Genomic DNA, 19,771 nt, shown 5'->3' on the forward strand with positions numbered 1-19,771 from the left:
GGCCACTCAGCGAGTGTCCGAAATAGAACTGCCCGTAGCGGAACTGGTCAAGATTTTTGTCCCCATCGGCAGACGAGCGGAAGTATTGATGACTTCCGCTACCGTAGGTCAGCAGCACTGTTCCACAATGCTGCGTATTCTGAGAACATGCGACTAATTGGATAGTGCTCGCAGACATGATCGCGGTTATTTCGTCCGATGTCTTGGCGACGCTGGGCGTTGATCGACATCTCTCGAATGGCGGCGGCGTAACCATCGACGTCCTGATGAGAGAAAACGAACTCCGTATTGGACGGGCTCAACATCAAACGGTTGTCAGCGATGTCGGTTGTGATCACGGGCAACCCCGTCGCCATCGCCTCAAGGAGCGAGTTGGACGCCGCTTCTGATTTTGAGGTCGTTACGTAAACGTCAGCGGCTTGGAATGCAAATCGCGGCTGGTCGGCATAACCGTGGAAGTAGACTGAGTCGTGGATTCCCAGTTCGGTCGCGAGCGACTCGAGTGACTGCCGCTCAGGTCCGTCGCCGAACAGTGCCAGCCGATCACCGGGCCGGTGCCCCTGTGCGAACGCCCGGATCAACATCGTTATATTCTTGCTGGGGCGGAGGGAACCAATGTATGCAAACACGACCCCGTCTGCGGGACCTTTGATCCGCATTCGAAGTTCATCGTTTTCGCCGGGAGCGAACTTGGCCGTATCCACGCCGGTTTTAATGAACGCCAACTGGTCTTGCTTGACGCCATATTTGCGCAGGCAAAGATCGCGGAGGGTGAACGATGTCACCACGACGCGGTGACACGATGGCAGTAGCCAACGTCGCATTTTCGTGCGGCGAGCGCCCTTACCATCGATGTCGACAGACAATCCGCACTCATTGTGAATGACAGGGCGGAAGCGAGCCAATTTTGCGGCCAGCACCGCGTCGGTGGCACCCCAATTGTAGGTCAATATCACGGCCGGATTGATTGCACGAATGCACCGCCATAGATCGATCGGATACCGCAGCGGGCCGCGTTTCGGGGGCCCCGCAATTACCGGGACCTTGGCGGATTCGTCGAGGAACGCCGCAGCACCGTTCCGGCCGTTGATGGACAAGACCGCATGCCCACCGCCAGGTCCCATGGCGTTGATCGTGCGTGTCACACGCAGTTCCGCACCGCCGCGACCATAGCCAGGAAACACGTGCAGGAAGCGAATGGGAGTTCGGCCCCGTAAAGCCATCGGGGCATCTTCCGCCGTTGTGATGGATTCGCTCATCGTTGTGAATTCGCCGAATCTGGCTTGGCGGACACCCGATCAAAAACGTCTGCCAGTCTGCTGGTCAGTTGCTCTCCATCAAACTCCGCGGCGACGTCGTCCCATCGCGGTTGCGACCGATCAGGACCGATCATTTGCAGGATGGCTTTTGTGATGCTGTCCACGTTCCCATCATCCGCGATGGTTCCGATTTGGAATTCATTGACGATCCTCGAGACCGCTCCCGGCACGCAGATCGCAAGAATGGGCTTTCGAAAAAGTATCATTTCAAACAGCTTGCCGGGAACCTGCAGCGCGGTGCCCGGTTGCAACAGAACAAACCCGTCGACTTCGGCCATGCGCCGCATCATTTGGTCGTGCGGGACGGGAGGATGAACTTCCACCTGGTCCGCCACACCTCGCTGCTGAGCGTAGTTTTGCAAATTAAACCCGGGATCACAGAAGCCGACCTGCTCGAGTACGACCTGCACATTGCGTTGTTTTAGATTGGCGATGGCATCGACAATCGGCCGCGGGTCACGATTGCGATACAGACTTCCCGGATGCAGCAGGCGGAATGGCCGATTCTCTTGAGGCAGCGATGTCGCTTCCTCCAGGTAGGTCGCAACTCGAGACCGTATTTCGGGGTCGAACCCGTTGGGGATCGTAACGAAACGCTCGCGCGGCAGATTTGAATAGTGCTTTACAAAGTCTTGTTCCAGTTCGTCCGTGTTCAGGATCACGGCCGCAGCATCCCGCACACATTTTTCTTCCAACCTTGCGACCCATCGATTCGCGAGCCAAGACTTGTTGCGTGGTCCCCAGGGAACGCGGGTCCAGGGGTCGCGAAAATCGAGAACGAGCGGAATACCAGCTTGTCGTGCAATTTCACGTCCGACAAGCAACGACGAAAATGGTGGCGCGGTTGCATAAACAAGAGATATTTTATTTTTATGGACGATCTCAAGTCCTTTCGAAACGGCATCGTTCTTCCAGCCTACTCGATTGTCTGGGATCGCGAAGAGCAGTTCCACCATCTGCCGGCGTAGCTTACCCAATGGCAATTTAAGACGATCGAAACGACCTTGCGATTGTGTGGGAATTGACTCGACGGGGCAGCCCGCTGATTGCCTAGCACTTCGCAATGTTGAAGCGGAGTCGTTTCTCGGATCAGCCTTTCGCAGATTGCGAATTCGATCTTTCATCGCATCTTCCGGGCGAATCAGTTCTACTTGAAGCACGTCGGTGCTATGGGGGATTTTGTCAGCGAGAGCAAGGTCCAGGCGAGAGTCTTCATCCGGCAGAGAGGTCAGAACGGATACATGCCAATTGCTATCGGCCAAGAACCGGGTGAACCGAAGCGTGCGATGCACGCCAGCGGTGGCCGATGGCGGGAAATTAAACGCCACGATCAGCCCATTGCTTTCACTGTTTGTCATTGAACTATTGAAGGCTCCACGTCCTGAGGGTCCAAATCGGACATTTCCGTCTGAAGAATCGTCGAGGCATCCACAGACGCGATGTGCAGGCGAGTGTAGGCAAGACAGCATGCTGCCAACCAAAGAAACCATTCGCCGTCCAATACACTCGTGAACATGCAGGTTACGAGTTGCCCAACCATGACAGAAATTAGTACCGAACCCAGGAAAGCATGCGTTTCATTGCCGCTCACTAAGTAACGCTTCGACGTATGCCAAGCCGAGAAACATGCAAACGCCAGAATCGACATCAGTAAAGCTAGGCCTTGAATCCCCCATCCGCCCGCAATATCCAAGGGCCCGTTGTGAACCGAGCGAAAGTTAGGATTGAAATGAGCAATGTACTCAAGACCGCGGGGACTTGTAAAAGTTGCCTCACCGCCGGAACCCAGCGGATAGTCGGCGATCATCTTTATACCGGCTTCCCAATAATCCAATCTTTCGGCTGCTGAATTATCACGTTCTTCCGCATCGGCAAATATGGATCCAAACCGACTCCAGATGTTTTGGTCGTTCGCCAGCAACAACATCGCTACCATCCCGAGAACACAGAGCGTAATCGCACGTTTGCGGGTTTTCCCCCGAGACATAAAAACGATTGTCACCCCCGCAGTGATTAGGCCAAGGTATGCGCCGCGACTATTGCAGCGGAGGATTGATTCCAGGATCAAGGGAGCGAAGACTAGTGACGCGATGCCAAAGCGTCTGTCTCGCATGGCAATTACAAAGTAGCCGGCAAGGACGAGCCCCATCGACAAAACAGCGGCGGTTCCATTCGAGCCCTGAGCTCCGGGAAACTGAATACCCTCCAGGCGTCCACCCTCCATCGCTCCTTGGCCGGCGAGAACAACCTGATAGCCGACGAAACCACATCCGGCAACCATTCCAAATAGCAACAGTTCAAGATCTTGCTGGCTGCGGATAGTCAGATACAGCAATCCTGTCGCAAGGCATCCCTTCCAGAGTATATCGAAGACTTGGGCACTTTCTGGAGGATAGTTTGCGAGAAAACTGTTGACGAAAAACGCGTTGACGGAGATTGCCAATAGAGTCCAGAAAAACTTTCGGTCGGACGTGGCAAATTGTGGGCGATCCGCCCACGTCATGAAATTAGCGACTACGAGTATCAACGCAGCGACGAGGCTCCATCGCATCGTCAGCGAAGTGAGTAGTCCACCGCCAAACCACCAAAATACGGGGCTTGCGTAAAACACCATCAAATGCCCCAGCCCGGCATAGATGGGCCTTCGAAGTGACGCAAGCGACAGTCCCAGAAAGACCATCAACCAAAGTAACGCAGTCGAATTCATGCCAACATGTTCTCTGTACTGCTACTTGTAAGCATGAAAAATGAACTCGCCCATCAACACAAAGTTGACGGGCGATGTTCCAACCAAACCACCGAACTTTCTAAGTCGATGGGGTATGGGATACGAGACCTCGAATCTTGAGAACCCCGCTTCTTTAAATATGCTTTCCCAAACAGCGGGCTGTTGATGGATCTGCCAATCGATCGTTCGTTGGGTAAGACACCAACTTCTAGGGTAACCGAGTCGCCTCAACTGCGTCCACAGGCATAAACGACAGGCATCGGTCGCGATGACGACGCCGCCTTTGTTCAGTAGGCCGTGCAGCTTGCTCGCAATCTTGACGTAGGTGTTGAACACCTCCTGATGCCGCGCTGCGTTGAGCGGGGTCTCGTAGAGATGGTTTAGAACGGCGATCATCACGATGACGTCGAAAGACTCACCGCCAAAATTCATCGTGTTGAAGTTATCACGACGCAGGTCAACGTTTTTGAGCCCAAGTGATTTGATTCGCTGGGCTTGCGCTTCGATCACGCCGGACGTCGACCCCTCCATCTCGGGTTCGACACTTACCACCTTTTCTGCACCGGCAAGACCGCAGTGTAAACTGATCAGGCCACGGCCGCTCCCGATTTCTAGAACGGAGCGACCCTGTAACTCAAGATCGCCAAATAGTCGATTCAAGTAACTTTCATAAGCGGGCGGATTTTGATGTCCGTCTTCAGCCTGGAACTGTTCTTTCAGTCGATGACGCTTTAGCGAATCATCGGTGGTTTGTTTTTGCATGATTGATTGCATGTCTGTTCGAGGCGAGTGAGCGTGGTCTGCAATTGAGATGTTCGCAGTTGCAAATTGCTCAGAACGAAAACTTAACTCTTTGTTGCAATTGTGGTGTACATTTCCTCGTAGCCCTGCACCATCGTCCGCAGGCAGTACACGTCGCGTTGCCGAGTCATGGCATACGCAGCGTAACTGCGTCGCATCGACGCGTTTGCCATTGTGATCATCGCATGCGTAAGGGCGAGTTCATCGTTGGGAGCGACGACGATGCCTGCAGCGTCCGGCCGGCTAATCATTTCAAACGCATCGCCCACGTCGGTGGCGATCACTGGCAGCCCAGCAGCCATCGCCTCAATCATCGATTGACTCATGCCTTCGCTGTGACTGCAGTTAACAAAAACATCCATCGCGGCCAGATAGGGCCATGGGTCCCACTGGTGCCCCGGTAGATGAACAGTGACCGCATCAACATGGGCCATTGCCAGTTGTTCTAGCTCTGCCAGGCACGGGCCGTCACCCACCAAGACTAAGTGAACGGGTTCGCTGATCGTCGGACGGGCTGCGGCTAACGCACGGATTGCCAGCTCCAGGTTCTTGACCGTGGATAGTCTCGCCACGCTGCCAAACACCAGCTCATCCCTGCTGATGCCAAGTGACTGACGAGTCGACGCCCTCATCTCGGGCAGCTGATCATTGGGGTAGCGAGGATCCAAGCCGTTCGGAATGACGTGAATGCGAGACAAGTCAGAGCGTGTAATCGCAGTGACCTTTTTGGCGACACAATACGCGTTCGTGGTAAGTGCGATACGACGACATGCCCAGCGCATCGTTGCCGCTCGAATTTTTCGTTTCAACGGACCGCAGGAATTTGACCCCAATACGGTACCCCGTTCACCATGGACATGAATGGCCTCGCCATAGCGGCGTGCGCCAAAATAGGTTTCGAGCAGCGTCGCCCAGTTGTGGGAATGGACAATATCTGGCTGCAGTCGTTGCAGGACATCGGTTATCGCGGTGACAGCATGCCAGCTATTTCCGGACCGCAGTCCCAATTCGATCAGTTCTACATCATCCGCGGTGATCCAGCGTCGCGCCGCGCCGATACCATCCAAGCAGATAACGCTAACGCGGAACCGGTCTCGTGAGAGCCCATTCGCTAAATTCGCGATGTAACGCTCCATGCCGCCCACATCTAAGCGAAGCACCACTAGAACGACATGAATGCGTTTGATACCCAATCAGGCGTTCCCGGTCAGTATTTCGCGAGCAAAGAACTTAAGTTGTTCCGCAGCATTCGTTTACGCATCTGAGGGCAAGGAAAACATCGCGAACCGCTAGCAATGCTTAAGCCCGTAAAAACAGGGTGTTTCAGCGATGGCCGGGAATCACTGTTACCCAACGGAACTTTTCGACTTAGGGTGATGGGCCTATCTCGAAGCCAGGAACGGTGAGATTCCCAAGGTCAATTGCGGATGTTGTAGCAGGCGAGACAATGAGTTCAGCCCCAACAACACTTCGTCATTAACCGCTCCGTTATTCTCAAGCACATCAATCGCTTGCAATGTGGCGGACATATCGACGTATCGTGAACTATCACCTGACTCCAGATTCCGACGAAGCGTTGCTATATACCCCTCGCGGACAAGATTGCTCGCGCAAACCGATCGCCGAAGCTTGGGATATCTCCTCAAGCCAGCCCTATAAAGCTTAGGTTTCAGAAACGCCTTACTCAGAGCGATTAGCTGGGACGACTCCTCTACTCGTGGTTCCGAGTACGCTTTGCCACCATGATCATGATCTGGGTCCTGTAATCTCCTTGCCGCCTCGCCAAACGTGTGGCGACCGCAACGAAACTGAGGCGGACATCGAGCTACCCATTTCCAAATTGATGGATGCAATACCGGCGTCGAAGATGGGGCTTGCTCCATCCACGCCAATAGTGTCGCAAAATGTATTTGCCTGGAAATTTGACCTAGCACTATCGAGTCTAGCGTCGTTTCCAGCGTCCCCGACACCGTCGTCTGAATCGAGTCGAAAACAGCTTTGGTCGCGTTTTCGAGTAGATCCCTGCCATTCGGTTTCAACAAAGTCCAAAGGAAGTCAAATCCGCCAGAATTCTTCCTCCCAATACATAAGTCAAAAATATCTGCCTTCTCGCCAACGAGCGCCCTAAGTCGGCGGCGAGCAGGTGGAATGGCATCGGAACGCTTTAAAAAATATCCTTTCAAAAGCGTGTCAAAGAGGTACCCATTGACAACAAATTTGCACTTTGGGTTAAAAACGCCTCCAAGGATCTGGAAATGTGTCGCAAATTGGGAATCAAGTAGCCCGCCGGTGAGAAAACAGGCGTATTCCGCAACGTTGCTCCAGTGTTTTTCCGGGAACGTCACCTTGGTCCAGGCCACACCTGCTGCGGTCGCCAAGGACTCTGCCTGCTCGGTCTCGGAACGCCGCAAGTCGAACGTTATCGCCGAGTCTAAATGGCTCAACCGGGCTAGCAGCAGTTCGGAATCTGACCCTCCTGAAAAAAACAGTGAGCATGGCGTTGCGTCAACCTCAGCTAGGCTCTGGGACATCGCACTGGCAAGCGCTGCCACGGCTTCTTCTTGAGACGAAAATTGTCGCTCTTCCTTAGCTGGATCTGGACCGTTAAACGATAAACGATTTGCATCAATTTCAAACATTTCGCCCGGCCGCAAGCTTCTAACGCCGTGGATCGTAGTTGCACGCGTTGGAAGCGAACCAAACGCAACCGCAAACAGCAGGTTTCCCACGTCTGGTTCAGCATCATTGCAATTTACCGCGTGGGACCACAGTTTATCGGATATGTATACTCTTCCGTTATGCTCTCCAACGAACAATTCGCGAGATGCCTGATTGTCAACAAAGGCGATCGCATTGGATGAATCGTGTTCAATCGCAATGCCGCGAAAACTCCCCGAAGTGCTCGCAAGCCACTCGAAGACACTTTCGCCATCCCTTGGCAACCTATCAGGGAAACCATCAACGAGCAGGAATCTTTCTCGCGACTCGACAATTGCTAACTGCGGGATCTCCTTGTTCAATGCAATGACGAGAGCTTTATATCTACCAAACAACCTCTTAATCACAGTATCGTGATCGAAACTTATGGTAGACAGCACATGCTCGGCCGGAAGTTCATTGCTTCGGTCGAAAACGAAAGTAAAACCAGGCATTTTAGAAAAGCATCATATCAAAAAACGAACGTCGCCGAGCTTCGCAGCAGCTAATCTCAAGATACCGTCACGTGTAGAAGAGGCAAACGATCTGACAGTTCTGTATTTAGCACCGCTAGTCACTGCCGGCTTAGCGTTTACTCAACAAGCTGATCTCGACGCACGCCATCGAAGAGGTAATACACAACGCCTTCACGGTGTGTCCCTGCTAAGCCCCAAACGCTGAAATCATCAAACAATCCGCCGTACCGTTCCGTCACCTCTCGGCATGACGCGAAGTGCCGCACATGACTGACGTAAGGGAAGTTTGGTATCGTACACAAACAACGCGTGCCCGCCTTGATCCGCTGAATCATTTCCAGATCCTGCTCGATGTGCTCAAGCACCTCAGTGCACACAACCGTGTCGTACGACGCGTCGGTGAGAATAGGGGACTGAATCGCATCGGCGGTCTCGAAACGGTAGTTAGCGAGACCCTTTTGGGTAGCTTGCCGGATACCTTCTTGGCTGATGTCTACGCCTAAATAGCCTAGGTTTAGATCGCGATACAGAAGTTCGGCAAACTGCCCGGAACCACAGCCGATCTCAAGAACCTGGCTCGCTCCGCCCGTTCGCAAACGCTCTACCAGCACAGTCCACAGGAAATAATAACGCGATTGCCAAAATGGTTTGCGATACTCTTCTGATGAGGCGTACATATCATCATAAAACCCCGGTTGCTGCTGACCTACGGACTCGGGCTTTTTGCCAATTCCCAATGCGGACTTGATGGTTTGCTTGATCATTTTCAACGTTTTTTCCTTTTTGATTTACGTCACCGAGAGAACGCGATACGAGGAAGCGAAACTAGCTTGCCTAGCACCACTGACCGTTGCGCCGTTGAGAGCAAAAGCAGCCCCAACGGCATCGAGATCACAACTACGGCGATTCCCCTGGAAGCAAACGCAGGCCAGGTTGCTGGCGCAGCCGTAACCTGCGTCATTAGCTGCATCGCACCCAGCAACAGCATTCCAAAAATCACTGGCCGAACAGCTAACTCGGCGAGCAACCGGCTGTACCGGATGCCGAGGACTTTACAGTGCAATGGCAGGTGATATCCGAATCCCATAATCGCGGCCGGAATGGCTGTCCCGATGGCCACACCAATGACGCCTAGCCAACGACCGCAAACCAAACTTAACACAAGGTTCAAAGCGGCCTCGGCAAACAAGAAGAACGCCAATCGCTTGAGCTGCCCGTCAGCGAGAATCAACTGGATTCCAGCTCGCTGCAGCCCGACGAAAGCAAAGGCGATCCCCAGCGCAAGAAATAACGCAGGAGCCTGAGCGCGTATCGCTTCGGTTTCCGCACCGCCACCCAACCAAAGCAAAAGGAAGGGAGTGATCCAGGTCGCCCCCACGATCACGATTGCAATCGATGTTGCAAAGATGATCCGCGTGGCACCGATGTACAGGTCTCGCAAATGCTCGCGATTCCCATCTGCCTTCAACTGGACCATCGTCGGAAATAAAATCCGCACAGACATGACAATTATCCGGTCACCATACTCCACCAGCGCACTAGCAATCCCAAACGGAACCACGGCCGCCGCCGAAAACAAAACGCCTATGACCAATGCATCGGAAAAACAGATTAGTCTCCGACTGATGTGAATCAGAAAATTCCACACTCCGACGTTGCTGAGCTCGCTCAGTTCCGACCGATTCAATTTTGGTACGACGCCGCGGATCCCGGGCAGCAGGTATATCGCCAGGCGCGAACGGATCACGCTGTCAATCACATTGCTAATCAGCAATACCACGCTGAGCGCCAACAGGCCGCCGCCATTGACCAAGGCCAGGTAAGTCAATCCCGCGGACAGCAGGCGAGTCACCACGGCGAGCCCGTTGGCAATATCGTAGCGCTGCAGACCGACCAGAACCGCACCGTAGGGGGCAAACGGCATCTGTAGACCCACGGACACCGCCTGTACCAAGATGACAATCCATAACCCTGACTGCACTGCGGGGGCCATCTCGACTGCGCGGGGCAGCACCCACCCCAACGCGCCTCCAATCACCGTCACCAGCAGGCCAAGGCACGCCAACATCGGGACTGCCGCGCCTAAATGACCGCGGACAGCATCGATGTCGCCCGCGGCGATTCGCCGAGTGATCGACTGTGTCAGCCCGGCGCGCAGTCCCATATCCACCAAGCCGTAGTAGCCCACAGTGGCTTGCAGCAGCAACCACACCCCGTAGGCCTCAGTGCCAAGGGCACCAATGACAAAAGGCGTCAGGAAAAATGTGACGACTAGTTGGCTGGCAAAACCGACCCAACTTGATGCCAAATTGCGGACAACCGTCCTGGCGACGCTCAAGAACTGCAACTCCCGAGAACGAAACAAAACATATAAACTGCGCCGCTGAAAATGAATCGAATGGCGACCACGGCAGCAGCCTTTTAAAATGGCGCTCTGCAATCCACCACTGGACCGCAGCAAGCGAAGGGACACATGCCGGTCCGCGCGGACTTCGTCCACTTGGGTGACACGCGAAACGCGTTTCAACCAGGGCGGAGAGTTAGTGTAATTGGGGAGAGGATCCTGTGGCCGCTTTGTTTGCGACAACTCCGTCACGAGGCCAGATAAACATTGGGGCGGGGTTGTGGCGGGCTGTTACAGGACCGCCGAACTCGCCCACTGTCTTGCTGAATCTGGACGAACGCGGGCCGCTCTTGCCTGGCCTACCGGTGACGGCAGCTCTGCTTGGCGGGGTCTCTCATCCTTGCTGCAGAACTTATCCGATGAGACCGTTTCCGCAAGCGAAGCAATCCACCACGGATCCGGTTTTTGCAACACTGCGGTTTACGGCATGTTGATCGAATCCAATTGCAAACTTCGCAACCATCCAGCTTGCTGGAAAACCGAAGTGGGAGCGGGAACATTTGCCGGCCAATGCGAGTCCTCGCTCACGCTTCGGGTTGTGAAATTTAGCTCAATCGAATACTCGCTCAAATGGATGAACAGTTACCTAATTTCATGGTTAGGTGCTCGGGCGTTGGCACCGGTTCTTGGGGGACGTAACCGCGACTAACGCTCTGTTGATTTGTTAACCCGCTGCGTGAGCGAGGGACTCGAGGTGATCCCTCGCTCACGCTTCGGGTTGTGAAATTTAGTTCAATCGAACACTCGCTCAAATGGATGAACAGTTACCTAATTCCATGGTTAGGTGCTCGGGCGTTGGCACCGGTTCTTGGGGGACGAAACCGCGACTAACGCTCTGTTGATTTGTTAACCCGCTGCGTGAGCGAGGGACTCGAGGTGATCCCTCGCTCACGCTTCGGGTTGTGAAGTTTCGTTCAATCGAGCACTCGCTCAAATGGATGAACAGTTACCTAATTTCATGGTTAGGTGCTGGAGCGATCGCACCGGTTCTTGGGTGACGTAACCGAGGCTAGCGTTCTGTCGATTCAGTAACCCGCTGCGTGAGCGAGGGACTCGAGGCGATCCCTCGCTCTCGCTTCGGGTTGTGACTTAAATACGAAGCCCAGGAAACCAGCTCAATCAATAGGCCACTTACGCCAAGGCGGACCATTGCCATGAAAACTTCATCGGCAATGGCTCACCGCGACAGAACCGATTGCCTCATCCCAATGGACTGGCACTGCCACGGCCGTTTCCGCCCATCGTGGCCTCTTGCCACTGGTGCGTGACGTTGGCCATTGAATTGAATTGGTGGCAATGAAGCATGCGACGCAGACGACGTTCCGTTTTTTCGAGCCCAACGTAGTGACGGAATCGACTCTTGATGCCCACTTTGGTGATCCGTGGCTGATCGGGGTCGTATTCCCAAGGATGCGTGTAGAACATTGCTGGCCGACCCTGCGAGCGGACTGAATCGATTGCCGCGCTGGTCATGTGGTATGGGAACAGTCGGAAGTATCCACCGCCGATCGGTACCGATACGCCCTGGACACTGCCGATCGAAGGCGGGAACTCTAGAATCGTTCCGTTATCCGTCCGCAGTTTATGAATATGTTTTTGGGCAGCGGGCATCCCGTAGCGGTCGTGGTGCCGAATCGGGAAAATACTGCTGTCGGACTTGTATCCCAGCTGAGTCAACACGTCCAACGCCCAAGTCGTGTCTTCGACAATGGAAAAGCTTGGGGCGCGGTAGGCTGTCACCTCGACGCCACAGGCACTCGCGATCGCATCGCGACTCTCGATCAAATCTTCCGCAAACTCATCGGGCGTGATGTTGTAATTCAGGCGGTGCCAGTAGCCATGGCTGGCGATCTGGTGGCCGGCGGCAGCAATCCGCTTGACCAACGACGGGTAACGATCGGCGACCCAACCGAGCACGAAGAACGTGCCATGCACCTCGCTTTCTTCCATCAGCTGAAGCAACCGCATCGTATTGGATTCGACTCGACTGGTCAGCCGATCCCAATCTTTCCGCAGGACACGTTTTTCGAAAGCGGTGACCTGGAAGTAGTCTTCCACGTCAACGGTCAACGCGTTGTCGATCGTCTTCATCGCCTCGCGTGACACGGCGGACACTTCCATGGATTCCGCGGCCGAGACCGCTGGTTCGTCTCGATCACCTTCGCGTTTCAGAATCACACGTGCGAAACGATGCATGCGATCAGACCGCTGGCGTAGGGCCCACGGCACCAATCGACCATGGTCCATCCGCGATTCGTCCAGCAGGTTCGCATCCAACAATAACCCCCGACGACACAAGCTTAACGTCCGCATCACGGTTTCCCCCTGAATGCCGAACATTCGCATGCCCGTGGCCAGGATCAAACGGATGTCGAGCCAAGCATTCGCGTTCTCGATGTAGTAGAGATCGAAGATCAATTTGCGGCGCACATCGTCCAGCGTTTGATCCGGTTTGAGATTGACTTGAGCCAAGCCTGTCAGCCCAGGCTTGACGCTGTGCCTGTTGTCATAACCGGCGACTTCCCGCGACAGCCTTAGAACGATTTCGGGGCGTTCGGGCCGCGGCCCCGTCAACGTCATCTCGCCGAGCAGGACATTGACCAACTGAGGCCACTCGTCCATATGAAGCGCACGCAGCCACTTGCCAACCGGGGTGATCCGATCATCGCCTTCGGCACACCAAACCGCCTTGCCATCCGATTCACTATCCACTCGCATGCTGCGAAATTTGTAGACCGTAAAGACGCGTCCATTCAGCCCCACACGCTCTTGCTTATACACCGCCGGCCCGGGCGATGTGAAGCGAATCAGTGCATAGATCAGCAACATCCATGGCGACAGCACCAGCAAAAGTCCGAGCCCAAGCATTCGCTCGACCGCATACTTGAACCGGAAATAACGAGCACGCTGGTGCGTTTCCCACGGGCTAAACCGCATTGCCGGCGGCGAGGAAGTGGCAACAGGACGTCGTCGCCGCCCCCCCCGAGGTGCTCGAAAAAGCGCCGCGGACGGCGACGCGGGGGATGCATGGGGCGATGCATCCGATAACTGTTCGGCGTCAATTTTGTGTGCTTGCGACATGGTGCTTCCTGACAATTCAGGGGCTCTTTTGGGGCATCGGCGGGGCGGTGGGGCACGGGTGGTTCTGCTGCGATCCACGCAGTCCTGGGGAACGATTCGGGCGGGGCCCCCCAGCGGGGCATCCGAGAAGTGTTCTTATCGTAGCAGAGGCTTCACGATCGGCAACCATGAAGCCAGGAAATCGGCGCAGGGATCGAAATCTTCCGTCGCGATCGGACCAGCGATTTGGATTTTGTAGAGGTCGTCGGTCATCCAAACGCGGGGATATTTTGCCGCCACCCAGGGACCACCGTCGGACCAGGCGTACCAGGATTGGAGCGATGGTGTGGGTTCTCTGTTCTGGGAAAATTCAACCGACCAGAGCTTGTTGCGAACACTGTCGGCCGCCACCGTTTCCTCTCTTCGCGGGCGAGTTTGCTCGGTCCCAGCACCGCTGTAGCAGACTTCGGGAGTATGCACCGCGATCGGCCCACGGGGGCCGAAGAAGATGGCGGCATTGACGATCGCCCCGGTCCCGGCATGGCGGTACGAACGTATATCACTTCCGTAGCAGCGGAGCATCTCGGCCGCCTGTTCGTCGAGCGAATCTTGGTGGACCAAACGCCAATCCCCCACCACTTCGGGCAAACTGGAGAATTGATCTCCAATGGCAGTTTTTTCTGCGGCGACCGACCAACGTCCGTTCAGGAGGCCATGGGCAACAGCAGAGAAAAGCGTCAGCGCGATCAGGATCACGAAGGCGGTGCGACGCGCGGGGACACGACCAACATCGCCACCGGCAGCGACGGCGCTGTCCGCAATCGCATCATCGACAGCTGCGTTTTCACGAGGGGAATTTGTCGTTGTCATCGGCCTACTTAATTACCTGTAACGCGGATTCGAAGTCTTCACGCATCTCTTGCCACTGCTGGCGTTCTGTTTCAGTGAGCCCATTGGGATCGAGCCGCTCCTGGTCGATCTGCCCCCACAGGGCACGAGCGTCATCCACCCGCTTTTGCCCCAAAAGGGCCAGCACCGAATGGAACTGAAAACGAGGTTCTTCGGCCGACGTGAGCGCCTCGCGGAACACTGCTTCGGCCTCGCCGAAGCGTCCCGCCTTCATCAAGACAACACCCTTGGTATCGAGAACCTCTGGATTTCGATTGGTCAATTTCAGCGCTTGGTCGATCGGCTCGATCCCCTCGGCCTCGCGTCCGCCGATCTCCGAAAATGCCATCGCCAAGTTGTTCAGTGTTCGCACTCGATCGGGTTGCAGGCGCCGAACCTGTGTGAATAGTTCGACCGCGCGAAGAAACTCCCCCTGTTGCATCATCAGGGTCGCGACACCCTCCAAAAGTGCCGATGAATTCGGGAATTTCGCGGTCGCGTCACTCAGCACGCTCGACTGCGCCTCCGTCAGCTTGCTGCCTGTTTCCCCAAGCAACGACTCGGCCAATAGGATCGCCGATTGCAGGTCACCGTGCTGCTTGTGATGTTTCATCGAAATCTCGCTGGCTTGCTGGAAACGCTTCAACTGGTTCAGCGCAAGCACCAGATCGGGCAGGGCCTCTGCATTCTGCTGGTAAGCCTGTTCCAGCCATCCAATCGCTTCGTCACCGAAACCGACGCCCAGCAGCACGCGACCGGCGAGCAAGCCCGACGCACCGGCCCCCAACTGTCCACGTTCTTCGCCGTCGTACAGCGACACCCAGTCTTCGATCAAGTTGGGCAATTGATCACCTTGCCCCTTGGCGCGAGCGAGTCGAACGGTCAGGTCCAGGGCTGCCATCGCCGAGCCCGCTTGGCGACGGAGGCTTTCCAGCAGCGACGCAACCTTGGCATGATCTCCAGCATCGCCAAATTGCAGCAGCAGCAAACCATAGCGGTGCAAATCGACCGGCAACGGCGTCGCAGTTTGCAGCAGATCTTCGAACAGAGCCTGTGCTTCGGTCCGATAGGCTTTCCACTGCACCGAATTGCGATCCTCTGCCTGAGCCAGCAAGTCCGACAAAACAACGGCCTGCACTCGCGCGGCATCCTCAGCGACATCACCGCCTTCTCGCACCAGTTCACGCAACTGGTCCAGCGAATCACGTCGTTGCTTTTCGGTGCCGCGGACGACCAGCAGCGCGGCGTACAGCAAACGGTTCTCGGCGGACGCTTGGCCAGCCCCCTTCAACAGCGATTCGATCTCAGCCCAATCCACATCCTCGCCTTCGCGGGCGGCCAAAGACCGCGCCAGTTCTCCCCGCAGGTCGGCGCGTTGTGGAAACTCTTTCTGCAGGTTTCGCAGCACCGTAATCTCGTCATCGGATTGCTTGGTGGCACGATACAGCCCGACCAGGAGGCGACGGGCCTTGAAGGTGGGGCGCGCGTCGTTGGCTTCCTTTGCCTTCGCGATTGCTGCGTCGAGCCGCCCGGCGGCGATGTCGGCGCGGGCAGAGAGCAACAAGCGATCGGCATTTTCCAGACCAGACGACTGGTCCACCAACTGCTGCACTTCATTGATCCGCGCCTGATCGCCCGATTCAAGAGCGAGATCCATCTTAATCGTGGCGACCTGGAGCGGATCGGCGGTGGGCGATTCGGTGAGCCGACGGAGCGCATCCTGGGCGATTTCCGCAAATGCATCCGCCTCCGCACCGACGGACATTTTGGCGGCGACAGACGCGGTACGAGCAAGGACGTCCCAGCGGTTGGGATCACCAGCGGCGGATTCGGCCTCCCGCTGCGCCGTCTGGACCGCTTCGGCAATATCGCCGCTGCCAAGAGAGACTTGGATTTGGCGGGTAGCGTAACGATCGATGGACGCCATGGATTGGCGAGCGGACGACCGAATGAACTCGCTGGCGTCTCCATATCGCCCGGCTTGAATCAATCGCTCCAGATACCGCTGCCGGGTGCGAGGTTGCCGATCACCGGCGTCGAGTGCTTGGGAGTAGAGCTCAAGAGACTGGTCGATCCGCCCGTCCAGCGCCGCAATCTCGGCACGCAGTGCGATCGCTCGCCCCCAACGGGGACGACGATCGATAATCTCGTCGACGAGCCGGGTCGCCGGACGAATCGCTTCTCGGATAGCCAGCTTGCTCTCGGCTTCCGCCGACTCACCTCGATCGCGCAAGCCGGCAATCAGTTCCTCCGCCTCTAACAAACGCCACTGAGTTCCCTGTTCCCCTTCGAGCGAACGAAGTTCTGCTGTCCAGAAGTCAATCGCCGCATCGGCTCCGCTAGGCGCATCAGCCCCCGACCGGCCTTTGACGGACGCGAGACCGGAAGCATCCTCGCTGGTTGCCAGCAGACTGGCCAAACGGACCAGGTCAAACAAGTGCGAGGGGGTCCGTTGGGCGGGAGCGATGGTGGCAAGCGCGGCATAGGCACGCGGCCAATCACCAGCAACAACCGCCTCGCGATAGGCCGTTTCGGACCAATGAGTAGCCGCATCATCAGCGACGCTCGCCGCACCGATCAATCGATCCAAATTCTTGCCGATCGGACGATTCTTGATCGCATCGATCTTGACCGCGACCAAATGAAACAGCGGGGCCTGGTCGCCAACGCGTTGCTCCAATTGCTTGACCGCGATTGCCGTGGCATCATCGCTATCGAGTCCCGCCAAACGTTCGGCGACGAAGGCATAGGTAAGCGCCGATTCATCAGGAGCATTGGCAAGGGCAACCAATTGGTCGCGGTAACCGTCCGAGTTCCAATATTGCTCGATCGACTGCCCCGGTGGCGGAAGTTGCGTTTTCAGGACGCGAAGCCGGGACAGAACTTCATCGGAAATATCAACGTCGGTTTCCGAAAGGTTGGAAAGCGCCTGAACCATCGACCGGACTGCCGAGAAATCCTGTCGTTCCGGCGGGCGACTGGCCTGCTCTGCCAGCGACGCTTCAATCACCGCAAGCAAATAGACCGGCTGTTGCGAATCCCCCATCTGCCGCCATTGATCGGCAGCACGCGCCGAACTGCCTGCGCGCCCGGTTGCAACGGCCAATCGAGCCAGCAACGTTGAATCGCCGGGGACGAACTTAAGAGCGTCCTGCAGCATCATCGGAGCTTGATCGTTAAGCCCGACGCTTTCGTAAAGATCAGCCAAACGCGTCGCCACTCTAACACGTTCATCCGACGGCACCTCGGCAACGCTATCCAAAGCGGATTGCAGGAGTTCAATCGCCGCTAGCATGCTGGGGACCGAATCGTCACCCGCAAGTTTCAACTCACTGTCCAAGACGATGAAACGCCACCGAGCGGTCTCGATCTGCCGTCCCAGCATGGACCTTTGAGCCTTGGAAAACTGCGTGGTTGAAGTCTGCAGCAAGCGGCTGGATGCCTTCTCAATCGCCCGGCCGTACTCGGCGACGGCGGCCCCCGCACGCTGCAGCGTCCATGGGCCTGCGTTACCACTGACGTCGCCGGACGTAGCGACGGAATCAGCCGAGCCGGGACGACGCGAATCCGATGCGCCACCAAGGATCGCGGCGCGCGCCGTTGTCATCGCGATGGCCGCGGTCAAGTTCAGGCTTGGCTCTCCCAAACGCGATTGACCGGACTGCCAAACTTCAACCGCCCGCTCGACTTCATCACGACTAAGAGCGAAACGCCCGGCGTTATCGTGCACCGCCTCGATCATTTGCGGGACAATTCCCGGAACATCCAGTGTGGTCAGCAGATCGAACCACGACTGGACCATCGCAACGCGATCCGCGGAATCCAACGCCTCTTCATCACCACCTGCGCTGACTGCGGCGCCGACCAGTTCAGTCGCGCGAGCGAGCAACTGGTAATGCCAAAAAGGGGGCGAAAGCTGAGCGCCAAAGTCGATTTCAATGGCGGATGCCGCATCTGCCGACACAGCAACGCCTTCCTCCTGCACACCTTCTGCGTCCCGCCAGATGTTCAACTCGTTGGCAGAATTTGTAGCTGCACGAACGATCCAATCGAGGGTCTTCGCCGAAGGAATTTCGGGCGCATTCGCTTCGTCTAAGCCCCGGGAGGCCCCGCTGCCGCTTGAGCCTGGAAACTGGTAAGCCAACAAAATCAATTTCGCCCGAGGCGAATCAGCTTGGCCAAGCCGCTGCAGGGATTGCTCGATCCAAGACTTCCACTGCGGATCCAGCCCGGAAACTCCGTTTTCGCGAACTGCGAATTTCCCGGGGTCTCGGCGGACCCAGCGCAAGAACACGTCCAAAAGATCCAGATCCGATGGATCGAGCGTGAGTGCTTTCTGCAGCACATCTGTCGCCGGACGTTGCGCTAAGCCCGACCAGTAATCCTTATCCGCAAGCGGTTCTGCTTCCGAGGACGCACCGCCATCCTCGCTCGCATTCTCGTCAAGCTGACCAATCTTCGCCAATGCCAAGAATTCGTGGGCAGCCGCATCCGTCTGCGGAGCGTCGAGCAAGATGGTCTGCCGCTCAGCTTCCGCCAACCAATTGCCACCCATCTGAATGAGACGGCGGATCAACCGATACCGAAGTTGCTGCGCATCTTCGAGGGAACCATCCCCCAACGTTGCCAGCGCACCGGACAGCGCGCGACGGGCGTTGTTGATGGCGGCCGCCTGCTGTTCCAGCGGTGCATCGGCGACCGCATCGTCGGCTGACACTCCGGTTCGCACGATGGCTTCGGTGTCCCCAGGACGCAACAAGAGATAACGCTGCAACCACTGGCTTTCGGCCAAATGATCGCCGCGACTGCGGGACTCGTCCGCCCGGTCCGCAAACACGGTGGCAGTCTTGCCAGAGTGATAAAAATACGACGCCGCAGCAGCCACCATCAGCACCGCAAAGATGGCCGCTGACTTGATCGCGAACGGAACATTGAAACGCCACTTTTGCCGTCGCGACACTAGCTTTTGGGCGTGAAAATCCGACACGGACTTCGACTGCACCCCGGCATCGCGCCCGGTCGACTGACCTCCGCCCGCTGATGTGCTGCCCGCTGATGTGCTGCCCGCTGATGTGCTGCCCGCTGATGTGCTGCCCGCTGATGCGCTGCCCGCTGATGCGCTGCCCGGAGATGCACTGCCAGGCGCATGAGAATCGCGGGAGGAGTGATTCGTTTTCATAGGTTATGGGGCGGGAGCGGAGGGCGGGGGGAGGCTTGATGAACCGCGGCAGGTACAAGACGAGCACGGCACTTTGAAATGTCGCGATTCAGTGGTGTCGGTCGAACGGGCTGATGCTGCGAACCAGAGCTCGCCGAGTGCTTTATCGCAACGAGGAATTTAGTTTTGCTTGGTTAGCCGTTTGGGCGTTAGCCCCGGTCCTTGGGTGACGAAACCGAG

General features: G+C 56.4%; 11 protein-coding genes. All 11 read right to left on the reverse strand.

Annotated features, from left to right (window positions below; all coding sequences use genetic code 11):
* Positions 1–98: 98 nt before the first annotated feature.
* The 11 genes from K227x_RS21620 to K227x_RS21670 all read right to left on the reverse strand — a co-directional run bounded on the left by K227x_RS21620 (position 99) and on the right by K227x_RS21670 (position 19,375).
* Positions 99–1,259, reverse strand: coding sequence for a glycosyltransferase (locus tag K227x_RS21620; RefSeq protein WP_145172828.1), 1,161 nt, complete (start codon positions 1,257–1,259; stop codon positions 99–101).
* On the reverse strand, positions 1,256–2,788 hold the full coding sequence (locus K227x_RS21625) for a glycosyltransferase (RefSeq protein WP_315854322.1): 1,533 nt from the start codon (positions 2,786–2,788) through the stop codon (positions 1,256–1,258). The genes K227x_RS21620 and K227x_RS21625 overlap by 4 nt, the downstream gene beginning before the upstream one ends.
* Positions 2,674–4,026, reverse strand: a complete 1,353-nt coding sequence (locus K227x_RS21630) for an O-antigen ligase family protein (RefSeq protein ID WP_145172832.1) — start codon at positions 4,024–4,026, stop codon at positions 2,674–2,676. The genes K227x_RS21625 and K227x_RS21630 overlap by 115 nt, the downstream gene beginning before the upstream one ends.
* A gap of 21 nt (positions 4,027–4,047) precedes the next feature.
* Positions 4,048–4,809 carry a class I SAM-dependent methyltransferase gene (locus K227x_RS21635; protein ID WP_218933431.1) on the reverse strand — a complete coding sequence of 254 codons (762 nt, stop codon included), beginning with the start codon at positions 4,807–4,809 and terminating at the stop codon, positions 4,048–4,050.
* Positions 4,810–4,892: 83 nt separating this feature from the next.
* Positions 4,893–6,041, reverse strand: a complete 1,149-nt coding sequence (locus K227x_RS21640; protein WP_145172836.1) for a glycosyltransferase — start codon at positions 6,039–6,041, stop codon at positions 4,893–4,895.
* 189 nt (positions 6,042–6,230) lie between these two features.
* Positions 6,231–8,000, reverse strand: coding sequence for an asparagine synthetase B family protein (locus K227x_RS21645; protein ID WP_145172838.1), 1,770 nt, complete (start codon positions 7,998–8,000; stop codon positions 6,231–6,233).
* Between the two features lie 137 nt (positions 8,001–8,137).
* Positions 8,138–8,785 carry a class I SAM-dependent methyltransferase gene (locus K227x_RS21650; protein ID WP_246146873.1) on the reverse strand — a complete coding sequence of 216 codons (648 nt, stop codon included), beginning with the start codon at positions 8,783–8,785 and terminating at the stop codon, positions 8,138–8,140.
* Positions 8,786–8,814: 29 nt separating this feature from the next.
* Complete coding sequence (locus tag K227x_RS21655; RefSeq protein ID WP_218933432.1) at positions 8,815–10,521, reverse strand: lipopolysaccharide biosynthesis protein; 1,707 nt, start codon at positions 10,519–10,521, stop codon at positions 8,815–8,817.
* 1,104 nt (positions 10,522–11,625) lie between these two features.
* Positions 11,626–13,362 carry an XrtA system polysaccharide deacetylase gene (locus K227x_RS21660; protein WP_218933433.1) on the reverse strand — a complete coding sequence of 579 codons (1,737 nt, stop codon included), beginning with the start codon at positions 13,360–13,362 and terminating at the stop codon, positions 11,626–11,628.
* 279 nt (positions 13,363–13,641) lie between these two features.
* Positions 13,642–14,355: an exosortase-associated EpsI family protein gene (locus K227x_RS21665; RefSeq protein ID WP_145172846.1), complete on the reverse strand. Its 714-nt coding sequence runs from the start codon at positions 14,353–14,355 to the stop codon at positions 13,642–13,644.
* A 4-nt stretch (positions 14,356–14,359) separates the two neighbouring features.
* The gene (locus K227x_RS21670) at positions 14,360–19,375 is read right to left on the reverse strand and encodes a tetratricopeptide repeat protein (protein WP_218933434.1); all 5,016 of its coding nucleotides are present in this window, start codon (positions 19,373–19,375) and stop codon (positions 14,360–14,362) included.
* Positions 19,376–19,771: the final 396 nt, after the last annotated feature.

Source organism: Rubripirellula lacrimiformis (assembly GCF_007741535.1).
Classification (GTDB): domain Bacteria; phylum Planctomycetota; class Planctomycetia; order Pirellulales; family Pirellulaceae; genus Rubripirellula; species Rubripirellula lacrimiformis.

Coding starts and splice junctions, on each gene's coding strand:
- K227x_RS21665 (WP_145172846.1), bottom strand. CDS start 14,355: ATGACAACGACAAATTCCCCTCGTGAAAACGCAGCTGTCGATGATGCG.
- K227x_RS21625 (WP_315854322.1), bottom strand. CDS start 2,788: ATGCTGTCTTGCCTACACTCGCCTGCACATCGCGTCTGTGGATGCCTC.
- K227x_RS21635 (WP_218933431.1), bottom strand. CDS start 4,809: ATGCAAAAACAAACCACCGATGATTCGCTAAAGCGTCATCGACTGAAA.
- K227x_RS21620 (WP_145172828.1), bottom strand. CDS start 1,259: ATGAGCGAATCCATCACAACGGCGGAAGATGCCCCGATGGCTTTACGG.
- K227x_RS21630 (WP_145172832.1), bottom strand. CDS start 4,026: ATGAATTCGACTGCGTTACTTTGGTTGATGGTCTTTCTGGGACTGTCG.
- K227x_RS21650 (WP_246146873.1), bottom strand. CDS start 8,785: ATGATCAAGCAAACCATCAAGTCCGCATTGGGAATTGGCAAAAAGCCC.
- K227x_RS21660 (WP_218933433.1), bottom strand. CDS start 13,362: ATGCGGTTTAGCCCGTGGGAAACGCACCAGCGTGCTCGTTATTTCCGG.
- K227x_RS21645 (WP_145172838.1), bottom strand. CDS start 8,000: ATGCCTGGTTTTACTTTCGTTTTCGACCGAAGCAATGAACTTCCGGCC.